This window comes from Ramlibacter pallidus (genome assembly GCF_015070875.1).
Lineage (GTDB): Bacteria > Pseudomonadota > Gammaproteobacteria > Burkholderiales > Burkholderiaceae_C > Ramlibacter > Ramlibacter pallidus.
Window position 1 is genome coordinate 441,323 of record NZ_JADDIV010000001.1, and the last position, 19,327, is coordinate 460,649.

The 19,327-nt window shown below is 69.9% G+C and carries 16 protein-coding genes; 3 read left to right on the plus strand and 13 right to left on the minus strand.

Translation table 11 applies throughout. The features are described from left to right. Window positions 1–11: 11 nt before the first annotated feature. Entirely contained in the window at window positions 12–2,597 is a 2,586-nt protein-coding gene (ligD, locus tag IM787_RS02215; RefSeq protein ID WP_193674992.1) for a DNA ligase D, read from the plus strand. 4 nt (window positions 2,598–2,601) lie between these two features. Here ligD and IM787_RS02220 read toward each other — a convergent pair whose 3' ends face one another. The 11 genes from IM787_RS02220 to IM787_RS02270 all read right to left on the minus strand — a co-directional run bounded on the left by IM787_RS02220 (window position 2,602) and on the right by IM787_RS02270 (window position 14,433). Then, the gene (locus IM787_RS02220) at window positions 2,602–3,282 is read right to left on the minus strand and encodes a hypothetical protein (protein ID WP_193674993.1); all 681 of its coding nucleotides are present in this window, start codon (window positions 3,280–3,282) and stop codon (window positions 2,602–2,604) included. 49 nt (window positions 3,283–3,331) lie between these two features. Then, a complete protein-coding gene (locus tag IM787_RS02225) occupies window positions 3,332–3,601 on the minus strand; it encodes a hypothetical protein (protein WP_193674994.1) in 270 nt (89 codons plus the stop codon). Beyond that, window positions 3,598–3,864, minus strand: coding sequence for a hypothetical protein (locus tag IM787_RS02230; RefSeq protein WP_193674995.1), 267 nt, complete (start codon window positions 3,862–3,864; stop codon window positions 3,598–3,600). The genes IM787_RS02225 and IM787_RS02230 overlap by 4 nt, the downstream gene beginning before the upstream one ends. Window positions 3,865–3,941: 77 nt before the next feature. Continuing rightward, a complete protein-coding gene (locus tag IM787_RS02235) occupies window positions 3,942–6,050 on the minus strand; it encodes a TonB-dependent receptor family protein (protein WP_193674996.1) in 2,109 nt (702 codons plus the stop codon). Between the two features lie 119 nt (window positions 6,051–6,169). After that, window positions 6,170–8,353, minus strand: coding sequence for an outer membrane protein assembly factor BamB family protein (locus IM787_RS02240; RefSeq protein WP_193674997.1), 2,184 nt, complete (start codon window positions 8,351–8,353; stop codon window positions 6,170–6,172). Between the two features lie 31 nt (window positions 8,354–8,384). Beyond that, window positions 8,385–9,398: a ThuA domain-containing protein gene (locus IM787_RS02245; RefSeq protein WP_193674998.1), complete on the minus strand. Its 1,014-nt coding sequence runs from the start codon at window positions 9,396–9,398 to the stop codon at window positions 8,385–8,387. 174 nt (window positions 9,399–9,572) lie between these two features. Then, entirely contained in the window at window positions 9,573–10,571 is a 999-nt protein-coding gene (locus IM787_RS02250; RefSeq protein ID WP_193674999.1) for a TRAP transporter substrate-binding protein, read from the minus strand. 123 nt (window positions 10,572–10,694) lie between these two features. Then, window positions 10,695–12,110, minus strand: a complete 1,416-nt coding sequence (locus tag IM787_RS02255) for an ELWxxDGT repeat protein (RefSeq protein ID WP_354004337.1) — start codon at window positions 12,108–12,110, stop codon at window positions 10,695–10,697. Next, on the minus strand, window positions 12,103–13,383 hold the full coding sequence (locus IM787_RS02260; RefSeq protein WP_193675001.1) for a TRAP transporter large permease: 1,281 nt from the start codon (window positions 13,381–13,383) through the stop codon (window positions 12,103–12,105). The genes IM787_RS02255 and IM787_RS02260 overlap by 8 nt, the downstream gene beginning before the upstream one ends. Beyond that, a complete protein-coding gene (locus IM787_RS02265; protein WP_193675002.1) occupies window positions 13,380–13,955 on the minus strand; it encodes a TRAP transporter small permease in 576 nt (191 codons plus the stop codon). The genes IM787_RS02260 and IM787_RS02265 overlap by 4 nt, the downstream gene beginning before the upstream one ends. Before the next feature lie 34 nt (window positions 13,956–13,989). After that, window positions 13,990–14,433: a type II 3-dehydroquinate dehydratase gene (locus IM787_RS02270; RefSeq protein ID WP_193675003.1), complete on the minus strand. Its 444-nt coding sequence runs from the start codon at window positions 14,431–14,433 to the stop codon at window positions 13,990–13,992. Between the two features lie 180 nt (window positions 14,434–14,613). Here IM787_RS02270 and IM787_RS02275 point away from each other — a divergent pair, with 180 nt between their 5' ends. After that, on the plus strand, window positions 14,614–15,396 hold the full coding sequence (locus tag IM787_RS02275; RefSeq protein ID WP_193675004.1) for an IclR family transcriptional regulator: 783 nt from the start codon (window positions 14,614–14,616) through the stop codon (window positions 15,394–15,396). A 36-nt stretch (window positions 15,397–15,432) separates the two neighbouring features. On the opposite strand, the gene glmS is transcribed toward IM787_RS02275, so the two are convergent. Continuing rightward, entirely contained in the window at window positions 15,433–17,277 is a 1,845-nt protein-coding gene (glmS, locus tag IM787_RS02280; protein WP_193675005.1) for a glutamine--fructose-6-phosphate transaminase (isomerizing), read from the minus strand. 135 nt (window positions 17,278–17,412) lie between these two features. On the opposite strand from glmS, the gene IM787_RS02285 reads away from it, so the two are divergent. Beyond that, on the plus strand, window positions 17,413–17,904 hold the full coding sequence (locus IM787_RS02285) for an Lrp/AsnC family transcriptional regulator (protein ID WP_193675006.1): 492 nt from the start codon (window positions 17,413–17,415) through the stop codon (window positions 17,902–17,904). A 3-nt stretch (window positions 17,905–17,907) separates the two neighbouring features. Here IM787_RS02285 and glmU read toward each other — a convergent pair whose 3' ends face one another. Next, complete coding sequence (gene glmU, locus IM787_RS02290; protein WP_193675007.1) at window positions 17,908–19,311, minus strand: bifunctional UDP-N-acetylglucosamine diphosphorylase/glucosamine-1-phosphate N-acetyltransferase GlmU; 1,404 nt, start codon at window positions 19,309–19,311, stop codon at window positions 17,908–17,910. Window positions 19,312–19,327: the final 16 nt, after the last annotated feature.

Below are 19,327 nucleotides of genomic sequence, written 5' to 3' on the forward strand. Positions count from 1 at the left end.
CCCGCTTGCCGATGGCCGACAAGAGCGCCCTCAAGACGTATCGCGACAAGCGCAACTTCGACGCCACGCCGGAACCGGCGGAAGGCGGCGAGGCGAACGAGGACGCGCGCAGCTTCGTGGTGCAGAAGCACTGGGCCACGCGGCTGCACTACGACTTCCGGCTGGAGCTGGAAGGCACGATGAAGAGCTGGGCCGTTCCCAAGGGCCCCAGCTTCGACCCCAACGACAAGCGCATGGCGATGCCCACCGAGGACCATCCCATCGCCTACAACCGCTTCGAAGGCACCATCCCGGCCGGCAACTACGGCGCGGGCAAGGTGATCATCTGGGACAAGGGCACCTGGCATCCGCTCGAGGATCCGCACAAGGGGTTCCGCGAGGGCAAGCTCAAGTTCGAACTGCGCGGGCACAAGCTGCACGGCAAGTGGACGCTCGTGCGCATGAAGGGGCGCGGCGAAGGCCGGGCCGACCCGTGGCTGCTGATCAAGGAGCGTGACGCCTTCGTCCGCCCCAACACCGAATACAGTGTGGTCGACGAAATGCCCGACAGCGTGCAATCCCTCGCCGACCGCCCCGCCGCGATCGCCGCGCCCGGCGATGCGCCTGACATCGCGACCACGGCCGCTGCGCCCGCCGGGCCGCCCGAAGGCGCGCGGCCGGCCGCGCTGCCGGAGACGCTGCAACCGCAGCTGGCCGTGCTCGTCGACGAAGCACCGGCCGACACGCAGGACTGGCTGTTCGAAGTCAAGTTCGACGGCTACCGCATGCTCGCGCGCGTGGAAGGCGGCGCCATCCAGCTGGTCACCCGCAACGGCAACGACTGGACGCCGCGCCTGGCCGGGCTGGTGAAGGCGCTGCGCAGCATGGACCTGCCCGACGGCTGGTACGACGGCGAGATCATCATGCCGGGCGAGGACGTGCCGGCGGACTTCCAGGCCCTGCAGGGCGCCTTCGACAGCCACCGCACCGAACAGATCGTCTTCTACCTCTTCGACCTGCCGTTCTGCGCCGGCCACGACCTGCGCGACGTCCCGCTGGTGGAGCGGCGGGCCGTCCTGCAGCGCATCGTGGAGCGCAAGCCGCATCCCAACGTGCGCTTCAGCGAAGTGTTCGACGTGCCGGCGAAGCAGATGCTCGACTCCGCCTGCCGGCTGGGGCTGGAAGGCGTGATCGCCAAGCGGCGCGACTCCGCCTACGTCGGCCGCCGCTCCAGCGACTGGATCAAGCTCAAATGCAAGCTGCGGCAGGAGTTCGTGATCGGCGGCTGGACCGACCCGCAAGGTTCGCGCACCGGCCTCGGCTCCCTGCTGCTGGGCGTGCACGGCGACGACGGCAAGCTGCGCTATGCGGGCAACGTCGGCACCGGCTTCAACGAAGCGACCCTGCGCCAGTTGCGCGAGGCGCTCGATGCGGTCGCGCAGGAACGCAGCCCGTTCCAGGGCGGCACCGGCATCCCGCGCGCGGCGCACTGGGTGCGGCCGGAGCTCGTCTGCGAGGTCTCGTTCGGCGAGTGGACGCGCGACGGCAAGATCCGCCACTCCGTGTTCCACGGCTTGCGGACCGACAAGCCCGCGCAGCAGATCGGCCGCGAACCGGTGGTGCATGCGCCGCCGCAGGACGCGCCGGCGAAGGAGCCACGCGCCGGCGCGCGGAAGGCAGGGGCCCCGGCCGCGCCGGCGAAAGCGTCGGCGCCAGCGGCCGCGACCACCCTGCCCGCGAACCTGCGGGTGAGCCATCCGGAGCGCGTCGTCGACCCGCAGAGCGGCATCACGAAGATCGAGCTGGTGCGCTACTACGCGCTGGTGGCGCCGCTGATGATGGAACACCTCAAGGGCCGGCCGATCGCCATGGTGCGCGCGCCCGACGGCATCGAGGGGCAGCTGTTCTTCCAGAAGCACCTGGACCGCTACAAGATGGCCGGCGTGGTGCAGCTGGATCCGGCGATCTTCCCCGGCCACCCCGCCATGCTGGAGATCGCCACGCCCGAGGGACTACTGTCGGCGGCGCAGATGAACGTGATCGAGTTCCACACCTGGAACGGCGTGAAGACGAGGATCGAGACGCCGGACCGCATGACCTTCGACATCGACCCCGGCGAAGGCGTCGCCTGGCCGCAGATCCAGGAGGCCGCCCAACTGGTGCGCGCCATGCTGGAGGAGCTGGGCCTGCCGTGCTTCCTCAAGACCAGCGGCGGCAAGGGGCTGCACCTCGTGGTGCCCTTGAAGAAGCAGTTCGACTGGGACACGGTGAAGGACTACTCGCAGGCCGTGGTGCAGCACATGGCGCGCACGCTGCCGGACCGCTTCGTCGCCAAGAGCGGCGCGAAGAACCGCGTGGGCCGCATCTTCATCGACTACCTGCGCAACGGCTACGGCGCCACCACGGCGTGCGCCTGGTCGGCGCGCGCACGGCCGGGGCTGGGCATCTCGGTGCCGGTCCGCTGGGAGGAGCTCATGTCGCTCAAGGGCGGCAACCACTGGAGCGTGCCCACCGTGCACGAGCGGCTCGACGAAGGCAACACGCCCTGGCAGGACTACGAAGCCAGCCGCGCGCCCCTCGCGGCGGCAATGAAGAAGCTCGGTTTCGAGCCGCGCTGAGTCCTCAGGCGGCCGGGACCCAGGGCAGCCGCAGGTCGATGCGCTCGCCCTCGCGCGACAGCTGCACGCCGTCGGCGGTCGCGAGCGCCTGCAGGTCGCCCCACGCCAGCTTGCGGTAGTTGGGCTCGCCCGCGAAGCCGCGTTCACCGCGGGAGGCCACCACGCGCACGGACACGCGCGCGAACGCGCCTTCGCTGGCGGCCGTGATCTCCAGGTCGGCCGGCGCCGCGGCATGGTCGGTCGCATGGACGATCGCGCCGCTGAGCGCCGCACGGATGCCCGAGCGCCGCACCACGCCTTCCAGCGGCGTGACCTCGTTGCGCAGGGCATAGCCCCGGAAGCCCAGGCTGGTCGCCAGCAGCCCGGCGCATTCGCGCACCGCCGACTCGACCGCGACCGTCACGGCGTCATCGGGTGCCAGCCAGCTCACGACGTCCAGGCTGGAGTTCAGCGCGGCCTTGGCGAAACCGTTGATCTTGCTGGCGCTGTCGTGGACGTGCGCGAGGTCGGGCTCGGGCGCGCGCAGGCGGCGCTCCATCACCTCGTAGATCATGCCGATCGGCTGCAGGTTCACGACCAGGTGGTGCCGCATCGACGGCGCCAGGCGGCGCAACAGTGCATAGCGGGCGGCCTCGGCCTCGGCGGAAGGAAAAGCAGCGCCCACGGGCGCGTTCGGGTCCGGCATCGGCCCAGCGTATTTCAGCGGTGCGGACCTGTCAACGCGAATCGCTGGCTCAACCGAGCCACTCGAGCCCGCGCCGGCGGTCGTGCCTGTCATTGAACGGCAACCGTTGCAGGAGCTGCGGCACTTCGCGGCCCGTCGCGGCCCGGGCCACCAGCAGCGTGCCGGCCAGCGAGGCCAGCACGCGGACCGCCGGCGAGGGGTGCCGCCGCGTCGCGAGCCACAGGCCCAGGCCGGCGGCCAGTGCGAACCAGTGTTCGCCCGGGAGGTTGGGACGTTCGGCGTCGAGGCGCTTGATCCTGTCGAGCAGGCCTTCGTTCATGCGGTTCCTTGCGGTGTGAGTGCCACGCCCGTGCGCGCGATGCGCATCGAGCCGTCCGGCTGCGCGTCGACGAGCCGCCCGTCGTCCAGCCGGTACTCGGTGACGCCGGTGGATTCCCAGTGCTCGCCGTCGGCCAGCGACGCGTCCGGCGCCAGGCGTTCGTACGCGCGGACCTTGTAGGTCCCGCCATCCGATCCCTGCGCCAGGAATGAATCGAGAAGATGCAGCCGCAGCTCCATGTTCACCTCCTTGATGCGATGCACGGATTGTCCCGCGCTCGCGCCGCGCGTGGCGGCCGCATTTGTACAAACTTACAAAGAGGGCCGCGCCGGCTGGCGCGTCAGAACGCGTAGGTGGCCGAGGCGCCGGCGATCCAGTGGCGGCCGGGCGCGGGTTCGAAGAAGCGCCCGTTGCCCTCGTTGACGATCACCGAGCCGGCGTAGGCACGGTCCAGCACGTTGTCGACCCGGATGAACTCGCGCAGGGTCCAGCGGTCCAGCTTCTGCTGCAGGCCGAGGCGCAGGTTCCAGAGGTTGGCCGCGGGCGCGAAGTCGGTGTTGGCGTCGTTCACCGCGATGCGGCCGACGTGGCGGAACTCCACCGCGGCCTCGAAGCCGGTGGGACGGTGCTTCCAGGCCAGTTCCGCGAAGGCGCTGGTCCGCGGGATGCCGGGGATGCGGCGTCCCGCCGGCACCGCGCCGAAACCGCTTGCATACGTCGCGTCGAGCCAGGTGGCCGCCACCAGGAGAGACCAGCCCGTGCCCCAACGTCCGGCGAGGCTGGCCTCGATGCCGCGCCGGCGGGTTTCACCCGCATTGCGGAAAGTGCTGCGCCCACCGGTGTTGCTGGCGACGACGATCTCGTCCTCGGTCCGTGCCTGGAACAGCGCGGCGTTGGCACGCCAGTCCGGCAGCGGCTGCGCCTTGACCCCGATCTCCCAGTGGCGGCTCGCGGCCGGCCGAAGGTCGAAGTTGAGGCCGGGCTGGTTGCCCGGACGGTAGGACAGCTCGTTGAAGGTCGGCGTCTCGAATCCCCTGCCCAGCGACGCATACAGGTTCAGGTCGTCGGTCGCATGGAACACCGCCCCGACCACGGGCGTGCTCGCCGAAAAGCGCGCCCCGCCGCTGTCGTCCGGGTTTCCGCCGGTCACGTAGCGGTCTTCGGAACGGAAGCGCACGGATGCGTGGCGCACGCCTCCCGTCAACGTGAACCGCTCCAGCGACCACTGCGCCTGCAGGTACTGGTCGAAACTGGAGACGCGGTTCTCCTCGTCGCGCCGCAGCGACCCTGCGACACCCAGGCGTGGGCCGATGAAGTTCTGGTAGCCGCGCCGGTGTTCGTCCAGCCTGTCGGCGGCCAGTCCGGCCGTGAGCACGAAGGGCATCCGCAGCCAGCGCGTGCGATGGGTCCACTGCGCGTCGACGCCGCCGAAGGTGCGATCGAGCGCGATGACGCCGCCGGCATGCGTGGCCGCGCCCTGGGGGCCGGGCGGGATCGCCTGGAACTGTTCGGTCGCGCGCCGGCCGCGCCATACCGTGACCTTGGCCGCGTTCGCATCGCTGAAGCGGTGCTCGAGCATCGCGCCGAGCTGCGCCTGCTCCATCGACTTGCGCGTGTCGTACTGCAGGGCCACGGGGGTCGCCCGTCGCGGGTCGGCCTCGTACTCGGCGCGGGTGAGTCCCAGTGGATCCTGCGTGCCGGGCATGTCGACGGCGTTGGCGACCAGCGTGATCCGCGTGTCCGCGCCGGGGCGCCACCGCAGCTTGCCGTTGAAGCCGGTCCGGCGCGCGGCACCGTGCTCGCGCGAGCCGTCGGTGTCGAAGCGCACCGCATGCAGGTGGTAGTTCCAGTCGCCGCTGTCGCCGGCCACCCGCACGTTCTGGCGGCGCGTGCCGAAGCTCCCGGCCGCGACGCCGGCTTCGAGCTGCACGCCGGGCAGGCCGTCGGCCGTGAAGACGCTGATCACGCCGCCCGAGGAGTTGCCGTAGAGCGCCGAGAACGGGCCCCGCAGCACCTCGATCCGGTCCGCCGTGCCGAGGTCGAAGTGCGAGACCTGGCCCTGGCCGTCCGGTGCCGTCGCCGGGATGCCGTCGGCGTACAGGCGCAACCCGCGCACGCCGAAGGTGGCGCGCGCACCGAAGCCGCGCACGGAGATCTGCAGGTCCTGCGCGTAGTTCTGGCGATGCAGCGCGAGCACGCCGGGCACCCGCGCCAGGGATTCGGACAGGTTGATGCCGAGCTGGCCGTTGCGAAGCGTCGCGCCGTCGACCACATCGACGGAAGCCGGCGTGTCGAACGACGCCTGCGGCACGCCCGGCAGGGGCGTGACCACGACCGGCCGCAAAGTGGGATCGCCGTCCGTGGCCTGGGCTGCGGCGGGAAGCGCAGCCAGCAGCGCCAGGGGAAGCAGTGCGAAGCGCCACGGCAGCTGTGGCAGGACGGTGTGCATCGGAGAGGAGGGGCCCACTGGCGGGCCAGGAGGAGATGCGGGCGGCGCCGGCCGGCAGGCCGGCGCCGCGAGACATGTGAAGGTCGATCCGGCCCACGGGAGACCCCGTGGGCCCGGGCTCAATACACCACGATCTTGCCGGTCGGCCGCGGGCTGTGGCAGTCGTTGAAGAAGTACTCGCCCGGCTGGTCGAACACGTGCGTCTGCGACTGCCCCGGCGCCAGGCTGAAGTTGAACCGGCCTTCGAAGAACTGCGTGGCGCACCGCGTGTTGGCGTTGTCCGCCGGATTGGTGAACGTCACCGTGGTGTTGACCGGCACGCGCATGTGCGTCGGCGTCATCGCGTTGACGGCCGTGGACTCGGTGGCGCCCGGGGCGTTGGCGGGGGTCTGCACGCGACCCAGGAACACCGTGTTCGGCGTCGGCAGCGCGCTGCCTTCCACCGCGGTTCCGGAGACCGGCCGCCGCACCTCCGGCGGCTTCGGCGTCGCCGCCTGGGCCACCTGCCCGCCGACCTTGAAGGCCCAGAGGTAGTCGCCGCGGGGCGCCGAATCGCCGTAAGGGATGCTCGTGCCCCCCGCATACACAGCCACGTACTGCTCGCCGTCGACCTCGTAGGTGATCGGGCTCGCGCTGATGGCCGCGCCGGTCTGGAAGCGCCACAGCTCGGTGCCGTCGTCCGCATCCAGCGCCAGCAGGTTGCCATCGGGCTGGCCGATGAAGAGCAGGCCCGAAGCGGTCGAGAGGATGCCGTTGCCGTGCGCCAGCGAATACGGCATGTTCTTCTTCCACTTGACCAGGTTGGTGGCAGGGTCGACCGCCACCACCGCGCCCGTCATGTACTCGCCGGGCGGGCGCAGGCCGTTGCTCGACTCGGTGAGCGAGTGCGCGGCCGCCACGTAGCCCATGCCGGTATACACCAACCCCGTCTTGGCGCTGTACGACATGTGGTTCCAGTTGGCGCCACCGCCGTGGCCGGGGATGGAAAGGATCGGGACGTCCCAGTGGGCGTCATACAGGCAGCCACGGACATAGTTCGGCACGGCACGGTGCGGCAACCCGGGGATCGCGGTGCCCAGCGGCTGGTCGACCACGCACGTTTCCGTCCAGGCACCCTGGCGCGGGAAAGGCTGGGTCGGCCAGCTGGCCTGCCGCGCATCCTGCTTGACCGGCAATTCGTCGATGCCCAGCGGCGCGCTCCCGTCCTTGCGGTCCAGGATGTAGAACATGCCGGTCTTGCTGCCGTAGATCACCACCTTGCGGTTGTCGCCGTTGATCTTGACGTCGGCCAGCACGGGCGACATCACGTTGTCCATGTCCCAGATGTCGTGGTGCACGGACTGGAAGTGCCACTTGTACTCGCCGGTCTTCAGGTCGAGCGCGACGATCGAGTTGGCGAAGAGGTTCTGCCCTGGCCGCGTGGAGCCGTTCTGCGAAGAGCCGCCGCGCACGTTGCCGAAGGTCCAGTACATCAGGCCGAGTTCCGGATCGATGGCCGGATGGATCCACGGCGTCGCCCCGGTGCGGTCGGTTTCGGGCGCGCCGCCCCAGGTGTCGTAGCCCATCTCGCCCGCGCGCGGCACGCCCCAGAAAGAGGTCAGCACCTTGCCCGTGGTGGCGTCGGCGGAGAAGGCCGCGCCGCGGTTGCCGTCGTTCGTGCCGATGTACAGGCGCTTGTCGTGGTAGACCAGCGCCACCTTCTGGATCGTGCCGAGGTAGCTCGCGTCGGTGTTGCTGGTCGGGTACTGCTTGATGAAGACGGGCTGCCCGGTGTCCTTGTTCAGGGCCACCACTCGGTTGCCGCTGGCCACCGTGTAGACGAGACCGAGGTCCTTGGCGACGGCCACGCCGCGGCGCGTGATGTTGCCGTAGGGCGTGGTCCACTTCCACTTGGTCGCGCCGGTCTTGCCGTCGACGGCGATGACGTTGCCCTGCGCGGACTCGATGTAGATCACGCCGTCGACCACCACGGTGGTGCTCTGGTTGTTGCCGGTGTTGATGCCGCCTTCGATGCGGTTCAGCCAGGCGCCGCCCAGGCTGGCGACGTCGCCCTTGTCGATCTGCGCGAGGCGGGAGTAGTTCTGGTTGCCCAGGTTGCCGCCGACCTTCGGGAAGTCCTTGTCGCCGGCGGTGCAGCAGTCCGAGAGGTTCGCGGCAGGCGGGCCGGCGGGCGGCTCGGGTTGCGGCTGCGGAGCCGGGGCGGCGGCGGACGGCGAATCGCTGCCGCCGCAGCCGGCCACGAACAGCGGCGTCGCGACGACGCCGCAGGCGAGCAGCATGGCTGCCATTGCGTTGAGCTTCATGGGAGGGTTCTCCGGTGTTCGGTGGCGGGCTTCACTGGGTGCAGAACGGCGTCAGTCCCATGGCGGACTTGATGCCTTGCACGACGAACTTCTGGAACTCGATGGCGCCGACGCCGCCGAGGTCCGCGGTGAAGGAATGCGCGTTGTGGCCCAGCGTGGTGACCCACGAACGGCCGCCGTCGTAGTACTGGCACCAAGCGACAGGGTGGAAGTCGGCGTGGCCGGGGTGCGGCGCGCCGGTCAGCGGCTTCAGGGTGGAGGTGTCCACCTTGGCGAGGAATTTCACCTTCGTGGGGAAGGGCTCGAGGTTGTACCACTCGTCCTGGAAGGAGAAGCGCACCGGCAGGCCCGCCGTCGACGGGTCCTGCGCGACGATCTCGACGTCGCCCGCGCGGTTCGGCCCGTGGTTGTAGAAGTTCGCGTTCCCCAGCAGGCCTTCGTAGTAGGGCCAGTTGTACTCGGCGCCGAAGGCGTTGTGCAGGGCCACGAAGCCGCCGCCGCGACGCATGTAATTGCGCAGCGCCGTGCGCGCCGCGTCCTGGCTGGTGGCCACGGCACCGTTCCACAGCGTGTCGCGATTGCTGCTGGCGAAGATCACCGCCTTGTAGTTGTTGATGCGGCTCGCCAGGATCGCGACGTCCTCGGTCCAGTCCGCAGTGATGCCCGCTTCCGTCATCATGCGCACCAGGCCGGCCTGCATGATGTTGTCCGGGTTCATGGGCGGGTTCAGGCCGGCCGCCATCGGCGTGCCGAGGTTCGCGTGGCGGGGACCGGCCGTGCGCGAGTAGATCAGCACGCGGTCCGGCGTGGTCGCGAACGCCCCCCAGTCGTGGTAGCACTTCGGATTGGTGCCGCGGCAGACGTTGTAGTAGGTGTCGAAGCTGTCGTCGTCTTCGACCGGCGGCGTCTGCTGCTGCGGCGGCGGGGGCTCGGGTGCCTGCGCGACGGGATCGCTGCCGCCGCCGCCGCAAGCGGCCAGCGCCAGTGCGATGGAAAGGGCGGAGAGGGATGCAAGCCGGAAGGCCAGGTCCTTGAGGGATTTCAAGAGAGTCTCCTTGTGTTGTTGGACAGGAAGCGCAGGGACGGGAGTGCTGCTCCGCAGGGGCCGGGTCGGAGCAGCCGGTGGGGTCGACCGGCCGTGTCGCGGGTTTGCGCCATGCGGCGGCCCGGCCCGGCCCACGGGGGAACGGGGCGCCGGCGGCGCGGTGAGTGGACTCGCCTACTTGCGGATGCGGGCGAGCTCGTCGTTGTAGAGCTTGACGATGGCGGGGTCGTACTGGCCGGCGAACTTCTCCACCACCGGCGCGGCGATCTCGCGCATGCGGGCCTGCTGCTGCGGCGTGAGTTCGTTGAACTGCGCGCCCTTGGCCTGCAGCTCGCCGACGGCCTTGGCCGCGGCGGCGCGGCTGGCCTGGCGCTGGTAGGCGCGCGCTTCGTTGGCCGCCTCCGTCATCCACTTCTGCTCGGTGGGCGTCAGCTGGTCCCAGAACTTCTTGCTCACGAGCACGATGTTGGCCGCGTACACGTGGTTCGTGGCGCTGACGAACTTCTGCACCTCGTAGAACTTGTTCGACAGGATCACCGCGTACGGGTTCTCCTGGCCATCGACTGCCTTGGACTCCAGCGCGCCATACAGCTCGGCGAAGGGCATCGGCACGGGGTTGGCCTTGAAGGCCTTGAAGGTCTCGAGGAACACGGGGTTGGGGATCACGCGCACCTTCAGGCCCTGCAGGTCCTCGGGGCGCGTGATGGGCTGCCGGCTGTTGGTGACGTTGCGGAAGCCCAGGTCCCAGTAGCCCAGGGCCACGAGGCCTTTCTCGGGCAGCCGGGCGATCAGGGCCTGGCCGAGCGGGCCGTCGAGCAGCGCGTCGTCCTGCTCGAAGGAGCCGACCGAGAACGGGAAGTCGACGAGCCCGAACTCCTTGACGATGCCGGCGAGCGAAGTGGTGGCCGGCGCCGACATCTGCTGCACGCCGCCTTGCAGCGCCGACTGCTGCTGCATCTCGTTGCCCAGCTGGCTGGCGGGGAACTCCTGCACCTTCATCTTGCCGCCGCTCTTGGCCGAGAGGATCTCGGCGAAGCGCTTGACGCCGAGGCTGACGGGGTGGTCGGTGTTGTTCAGGTGGCCGAAGCGGAGGACGCGTTCCTGCTGCGCGAAGGCCGGGATCGCCAGGCCCAGGCACAGGCCGGCGGCGGCGAGGGTGCGAAGAAGTCTCAAGGGTTGTCTCCAGGAAGGGCGGGGATCGGATCGCAGCAGATGGTAAGAAATCTGGAAACTGTTTCCATAGTGGAAATCCCTTGCCACTTTTCGCGTCCCTACGCTGCGTGGCGGGCTGGTTGCTCAGCGCAGCCGCGCGCGCAGCGGCACCCCGAGCAGCGTCACGCGGCCGTCGGGACCACTGCGCCAGAGGCGTTCGTTGCCGTTGCCGTCGTCCGCCACGAACAGCACCGACGCACCAAGCCCACGGAAGCCGAGCGGCACCGCATCCCGCGTGCCTGCGGCGAGGTCCGCGACCTGGCGCGTCCCCGCGGCGGTGCCGTCGCTGGTCCACGGCTCGACGCCGCTCGCGCCGTCGGTGGCCGAGAACCACAACTGCCTGCCGATGACCGCGAAGCGCGCCGGCGAGCCGCTTGCGGTGCCGGGCTGCAGGTCCTTGACGAGGACGGTGCCGGCCGCGGTGCCGTCGCTGCGCCAGAGTTCCGCGCCGGTCGCGCCGTCGGTGGCGGAGAAATAGAGCGCGCCCTGCATCGCGACGACCGGGCTCGAGACCGAACCGCCAGGTCCCACGTGGATGTCCTTCACCAGCTGCGTGCCGGACTCGGTGCCGTCGGTGGCCCAGAGCTCGATGCCGTGCACGCCGTCGTCGGCGGCGAAGTAGAGGCGGCCACCGAGCGCGACCAGGTGCGCCGGGCGCGAGGCCCCTTCGCCCGGCCGCAGGTCGCGGACGATCCGCGTTCCTTCGGCGGTGCCGTCGCTGCGCCAGAGTTCGAGCCCGCGCGCGCCGTCGCTGGCGGCGAAGTACACCGCGTCACCCATCGCGACGAGGCCCTGCACCGCGCCGTCCTGGGTGCCGGGGCGGATGTCCTTGACCATCCGCGTGGTGGCGGGCGTGCCTTCGGTGACCCACAGCTCGTGGCCATGTTCCGGCGTGGTGGCGGTGAAGAACATCCGGCGGCCCGCCACGGTGAGTTGCCGCACGACCGCGCGGCCGCCGGCGATGGCGGTCACGGGCGTGGTCGATTTCGCGTCGCCCTGCGTCTTCCACAGCTGGAAGCCGCCGCGGCCGTCCGCAGCGACGAAGTACAGCGCATCGCCGAACACCGTCAGCTCGCCGGGCATGGAACCCTCGGCGCCCGGACGCAGGTCCGCCACCTGCACGGTTCCAGCCGCCGTGCCGTCGGTGCGCCACAGTTCCAGGCCGCTGGCGCCGTCGGTGGCCGTGAAGTAGACGCGCCCGCGGAAAGCGGTCTGCCAGGCGGGGAACGCGCCGCGGAATCCGGGCCGGATGTCCTTGAGCATGCGCGTGCCGGCCGCGCTGCCGTCGGTGATCCACAGCTCCTGGCCGTGTACCGCGTGGAACGCCGCATAGACCATGCGGCTGCCCAGCGGCGCGAAGCCGGTCGGCGAGACGAACGCCAGCGGCTGGCGCTGCTCGGGGACAAGCTCGCGCTCAGGGTCCTGCGCGGCCGCCACGACGGGAAGGCACAACGCCAGCGCCGCAAGCGCGCGGGAAAGGAGGGAATGCAGTTTAGCCACCAAACCACCTCGCAGGGACGGTCACGAGCGGCGGGAACAGCACCATCAGGAACATGATGGCGAATTCCGCGGCCATGAAGGGAAGCACGCCGCGCGTGACGTCGTCCATCCGCATGCGGCCCACGCCCGCGACGACGTTCAGGACGACCCCCACCGGTGGCGTGATCAGGCCGATGGAATTGTTGATGATGAACATCACGCCGAAGTAGACCGGGTCGATCCCGGCAGCAGTGACGACGGGCATCAGCACGGGCGTGAGGATCAGGATGGTCGGCGTCATGTCCATCGCCGTGCCGACCGCCATCACCAGCAGCATGATGGCCATCATCAGCAGGATCTTGTGGTCCATCACCGGCTGCAGCAGCTCCACGACCTTCGACGGCAGGTTCGCGACGGTGATGAGCCACGCACTGACCATCGCGGCGGCCACGAGGAACATGACGAGGGCGCTCGTCTTCGCCGAGTTCACGAAGACCTGCCGCAGCGCGGCGAAGGGCAGCTCGCGGTAGACGACGGTGGCGACGAACAGCGCGTACACCGCGGCGACCACCGCCGCTTCGGTCGGCGTGAAGACGCCCATGCGCAGGCCGACCAGGATGATCACCGGCAGCAGCAGGGCCCAGCCGGCCTCGCGGGCTGCCGCCAGGATCTCGGCAGCCGACTTGCGCGGCGGCGGCGCGATCTTCTCCTTGCGCACGAGCCACGCCCACGTGACCCAGAGCGCGCCGCCGATGAGGAGCCCCGGCACGATGGCCGCCATGAACAGCTTCATGATCGAGACGTTCGCGGCGACCCCGAAGATCACCAGGCCGATGCTCGGCGGGATCACGGGGCCGATGATCCCGGTGGCCGCGATGAGGCCGCCCGAGCGCGCCTTGTCATGGCCGGCGGAGACCATCATCGGCAGCAACAGTGCGGTCAGCGCCGCGGCATCGGCCACTGCCGAACCGGACAAGGCGGAAAGCAGGCAGCCCGCCATGATGGTCACGTAGCCGAGACCGCCACGCACGTGCCCCACGAGCGCCATCGCCAGGTTCACGATGCGCCGCGACAGGCCGCCGGCGTTCATGATCTCGCCGGCGAGCATGAAGAAGGGCACGGCGAGCAGCGGGAAGCTGTCGGCGCCGCCGATCAGGTTCTGCGCCAGGATCTGCGCATCGAACAGGTCGAGCTGCCACATGAGCGCCACGCCGCTGGCGAGCAGGGCGAAGGCGATCGGCATGCCGATCGCGATGGCCAGCAGCAGCGAACCGAGGAACACCGCGATGGTCATGCGCCGCGCTCCAGTTTGCCCGCCGGCAAGTCCTGCCGCGGCGCGAGGACCTGCGCCAGCATGGCGGCTTCTTCCGACTCGCGCACTGCCACCAGCTGGTCGTCCGCCAGCCGGCCGGTCACCAGCTGCACCAGTTCGAGCACCAGCAGGAAGGCCGCACCGAGGGCGAAGACGATGGCGGCGGCGTACACCACCGCCATCGGCAGGCCCGTGACCGGTGCGGCGACGTCCCAGTTGATCTTCGCCTGCGCGACGCTGCCCTGGAACAGCAGCCAGAGCACGTACAGCATGAGCACGTGCGTGATGCCCAGGCAGGCCTTCCTGCCCGCCGGCGGGAGGCGGCCCACCAGGGCATCGACCCCGAGATGCGCGTGTTCGCGCAGCGCCAGCAACGCGCCGAGGAACGTGATCCAGATGAACAGCCAGCGGGAGACCTCCTCGGAGAACGTGATGCCTCCGTTGAAGCCGTAGCGCAGCACCACGTTGCCGAACACCAGCACCACCATCGCGGCAAGCAGCACCGCGATCAGGGCCTCGACGCCCGCCGCGGCGCGGGCCATCCATCGCTTCATGGGGTTCCCTCCACGCGGGCCCGACCCGCGGGCATCACTTCTTGTTCTCGCGGACGATCTCGACCAGCCCGCGCAGCGCGGCCAGGTAGGACTGCGGGCCGAGCCCCTGGACGGTGCCGCGCACGGCGGGGGAGATGATGGAGTGCGAGCGCCACGGCTCCCGCGCGGCGATGTTCGACATGTGCACTTCCACCACCGGGAACGGCATGGCCTTGATCGCGTCGTGCAGGGGCACGCCATGCTGCGTCAGGCCGGCCGGGTTCACCAGGGCCCCGTGCGCGTCGTCGATGTGCTCGTGCAGGAAGTCGATCAGCGCGCCTTCGTGGTTCGACTGCAGGGTCTGCACGGTGACGTCGAGTTCGAGGGCCAGCCGGCCGATGCGCGCATCGATCTCCGCCAGGGTGGTGTGGCCGTAGATGTGCGGCTCGCGGCGCCCGAACAGGTTCAGGTTCGGGCCATGCAGGACGAGGATGTTCATTGCAGATAGGGGCTTTGGCGTGCGCCTTGCGGCGTGCCGAGGAAGGATCGCGGCTGTGGCGCCAGGGCGCCGATGGCACGCATCCTAGGATATATGGAAACTGTTTCCACTATGGAAATCCCTTGCTGCACCGCAAACCGAGTCGATGTATCGTGGCGGCACCGAACCGCAGGGAGAGAAATGGCCGCCACCTTGGAACGCGCCTTCGAGGTGCTCGAATACGTCGCGCGGCATCCGCAGGGCTGCGCGCTGTCGACCCTTGCCGCCGAACTGAACATCCCGCTCAGCGCGTCGCACCGCCTGCTCGCGGACCTGGTGCGCTGCGGCTACATCCGCCAGGACGAACGCAGCGGGCAGTACGTCCTGACCATCAAGATGGTGTCGGTCGCCCTCTCCTACCTGAGCAGCTCCGGCATCGTCGATGTGGCGCAGCCGCTGTTGGAGGAGCTCGCCACCGAGGCCCGGGAACTGGTGCGCCTGGCGGTGGTCGACGGCGACGAACTCACCTTCGTGGCCAAGGCGCAGGGCGCGACGCATGGCCTGCGCTACGACCCGGACATGGGCCTGTCGGTGGCGTTGTCCTGCAGCGCCGCCGGACATGCGTGGCTGTCGACGATGAGCGAGGACGATGCCATGGCGCTGGTGGCGAAGAAGGGCCTCGGCAAGCCGAAGGACTTCGGCCCCAACGCGCCCACGTCGATCAAGGCCGTGATGACGCACGTGAAGGCCGCGCGCCAGCGCGGCTACAGCATGATCAACGAGATGTTCGCCCCGGGCATGACCGCGATGGCCGCCCCCGTCCTGGGCGCGACCGGCGCCGCCATCGGGGTGATCACCATCGCCGGGCCGCTGGTGCGCCTGACGCCGCAGCGCATGGAAGCCCTGGGTCCCACGCTCGTGCGGACGGCGGAAGAAGTGTCGCGCGCGAGCGGCGCGTCGGCGTTGTTCAAGAAGCGGGCGTAAGCCCGGGGACCGCGTGCCCGCGCTGCGGGCCCGCCCTCACTCCACCGTCACGCTCTTCGCCAGGTTCCGCGGCTTGTCGACGTCCGTCCCGCGCGCGCAAGCCGTGTGGTACGCCAGCAATTGCAGCGGCACGACGTGCAGCAGCGGGCTCAGCATGCCGTAGTGCTCCGGCATGCGGATCACGTGCAGGCCTTCGTCGCTCTCGATGCGGGTGTCCGCATCGGCCAGCACGTACAACACGCCGCCGCGCGCCCGGACTTCCTGCAGGTTGCTCTTGAGCTTTTCCAGCAGCGCGTCGTTCGGGGCGACGGTCACCACCGGCATCTCGCTGGTCACCAGCGCCAGCGGACCGTGCTTCAGCTCGCCGGCCGGATAGGCCTCGGCGTGGATGTAGCTGATCTCCTTGAGCTTGAGCGCGCCTTCCAGCGCGATCGGGTAGTGCATGCCGCGGCCCAGGAACAGCGCGTTCTCCTTGTTGGCGAAGTCCTCGGCCCAGCTGATCACCTGCGGCTCCAGCGCCAGCACCGCCTGCAGCGCGGTGGGCAGGTGGCGCATGGCCTTGAGGTGCTCGGCTTCCTGCGTTTCCGTGAGCTGGCCGCGCGCCTGCGCGAGCGCCAGCGTCAGCAGGAACAGGCCGGCGAGCTGGGTCGTGAAAGCCTTGGTCGAGGCGACGCCGATCTCGACGCCCGCGCGCGTGATGTACGCCAGCTTGCATTCGCGCACCATCGCCGAGGTGGACACGTTGCACACCGTCAGCGTGTGCTCCATGCCGAGCGAGCGTGCGTGCTTGAGCGCGGCGAGCGTGTCGGCCGTCTCGCCGGACTGGCTGATGGTGACGACGAGCGAGCGCGGATTCGGCACGCTGTCGCGGTACCGGTATTCGCTGGCGATCTCCACGCTGGTCGGGATCTTCGCGATCGACTCCAGCCAGTACTTGGCGGTGCAGCCGCTGTAGTAGCTGGTGCCGCAGGCGAGGATCAGCACGGAGTCGACGTCCTTGAAGACGCGGTGGGCGCCATCGCCGAACAGCTCGGGCATCACGTGCTCCACGCCCTGCAGCGTGTCGCCGATCGCGCGCGGCTGCTCGAAGATCTCCTTCTGCATGTAGTGGCGGTACGGGCCCAGTTCGGCGGCGCCGCTGTGCGCCTGCACCGTCTTCACCGGCCGGTTCACCGCCTTGTGCGCCTTGTCGACCACCCAGTAGCGCCCCAGCTGCAGGTCGACCAGGTCGCCCTCCTCCAGGTACACGATCTGGTCGGTCACGCCCGCGAGCGCCATCGCGTCGCTGGCCAGGAAGTTCTCTTCCTTGCCCACGCCCAGCACCAGCGGCGAGCCGGCGCGCGCGCCGACCACGCGGTGCGGTTCGTCCTTGCAGAACACGGCGATCGCATACGCGCCATGCAGTTGCGCCACGGCGGCCTTCACCGCGTCGAACAGGTCGCCTTCGTAGAGGCTGTCGACCAGGTGGCAGATCACCTCGGTGTCGGTCTGGCTGGTGAACCGGTAGCCCTTGGCCTTCAAGGCGGCGCGCAGTTCGTCGTGGTTCTCGATGATGCCGTTGTGGACCAGTGCGACGCGGCCGGGACCGGACGCGGCGTTCTCGCCCGGGCCATGGCTGAAGTGCGGATGCGCGTTGTGCACGGCCGGCGCGCCATGGGTCGCCCAGCGCGTGTGGGCGATGCCGGTGCCCCCCTCGATGTGGTCGGCCGCGACCTGCTCCATCAGCTCGGCGACGCGGGCGGTGCTGCGCGCGCGCTTCAGGCCGTCGGCGTAGACGGCGACGCCGCACGAGTCATAGCCGCGGTATTCGAGCCGCTGCAGGCCCTGGACCAGGATCGGGACGATGTTGCGCGTGGAAACCGCGCCGACGATGCCGCACATGACGCACCTCTTGCTGATGGAATGCAGCGACTGTAGGCGCCCAAAGCCGCAAGATGCATGCGAATTTCACCGTGAGATGAACTTTTCTTTCCCGCTTTACCGAAGCTGCAATAAAATTCCGCCGTGGAGCGAGAAATGGAATCCCTTGCCATCGACGGAACCGATCTGGCCCTGCTCCGGCAGCTGCAGGACGACAGCTCCCTCAGCAACCAGGACCTGGCGGGGCGCGTGCACATCTCGCCGGCGACCTGCCTGCGGCGGGTCAAGCGCCTGCGCGATGCGGGCCTGATCGAGCGCGAGATGGCGGTGCTGGCGCCCGCGCGGATCGCCGCCGCGGTGGGCCATGGCATGGAGGCGGTCGTGGAGGTTTCGCTGGACCGGCAGGGCGCCGAGGAGCTGCAGGCCTTCGAAGAGCGCGTGATCGCCGACGACGGCGTGCAGCAGTGCTACCGCGTGTCGCCGGGGCCGGACTTCATCCTCGTGGTCTATGCACGCGACATGCCCGACTACCTGGCGCTGGCGCAGCGCCTGTTCACGAGCGACGCCAACGTGCGCAACGTCAAGGCCTTCTTCTCGGTGCGGCGCGCGAAGTTCAGGCCGCACATCCCCTTGCCGGGCCGCGGCTGACCGCTACTTCTTCGGCGCCTTCCGGGGCCGCGTCCAGCCCGTGATGGTCACCTGCTTCGCGCGTGCGACGGTCAGCGCCTCGGGCGCGGTGTCCTTGCTGACCACCGAGCCGGCGCCCACCGTGCCGCCCCGTGCCACGCGCACCGGTGCCACCAGCACGCAGTTGCTGCCGACATGCACGTCGGCCTCGATGACCGTGCGGTGCTTGTTCGCGCCGTCGTAGTTCGCCGTGATGCTGCCGGCGCCGTAGTTCACGCGCTCGCCCACTTCGGCGTCGCCGAGGTAGGCCAGGTGGTTGGCCTTGGCGCCGCGCGCCATCGTCGAGTTCTTCACCTCGACGAAATTGCCGATGTGCACCTCGGCACCGAGCTTCGCTCCCGGCCGCAGCCGCGCGAAGGGCCCGACCAGCGCACCTTCGCCGATCTCCACCCCCGCCTGCTCGCCGTCGATGTGCGTGAAGGCCTGCAGCACGACGCCGGAGCCGATGCGGGCATTGGCGATGACGCAGTTCGGGCCGATGCGCACGTCGTCGCCGAGGGTCACGTCGCCCTCGAACACGCAGTTGACGTCGATCGCCACGTCCTGGCCGCAGCGCAGCGTGCCGCGCAGGTCGAAGCGCGCCGGGTCGGCCAGCCGCACGCCCTGCTCCATCAGCGCGCGCGCCTGCCGCAGCTGGAAGGCCCTCTCCAGCTCGGCCAGTTGCAGCGGGCTGTTGACGCCGTCGACTTCCACCTGCTCGGACGCGCTCGCGGCGACCACTTCGCAGCCGTCCGCGGCGGCCAGCTGCACGACGTCGGTGAGGTAGTACTCGCCCTGGGCGTTGTCGTTCTTCAGCAGCGACAGCCAGCGCTTGAGGCGCGCGGCCGGCACGGCCATGAAGCCCGTGTAGACCTCGCGGATCCCACGCTGGGCGGCGCTGGCGTCCTTGTGTTCGACGATGGCGCGCACCGCGTCGCCCTCGCGCACGATGCGGCCGTAGCCGGTCGGGTCGGCCATCTCCACGGTCAGCAGGGCCAGCCGCTCGCCGCCGCACTTGTCCACCAGCGCCTGCAGCGTCTGGGGGCGCACCAGCGGGACGTCGCCGTTGAGGATGAGCGCGATGCCGTCGTCGGGCAGGACGGGCACCGCCTGCTGCACCGCATGGCCGGTCCCCAGTTGCGGCTCCTGGCGCACGAAATCCGGCGCGGCGCGCCCGGCCGCGGCCGCGGATTCGCGCAGCCAGGCCTCGACGCCGTCCGCGCCATGGCCGGTGATCACGATGGTGCGCCGCGCCTGCAGCGCCTGCGCGGTGTCCATCACGTGCTGGATCAGCGGCCGCCCGCCCAGCCTGTGCAGGACCTTCGGCGTCCGGCTCTTCATGCGCGTGCCCTTGCCGGCCGCCATCACCACCACATCGACTGCTGTCATTCGCGTACCCTTCGTG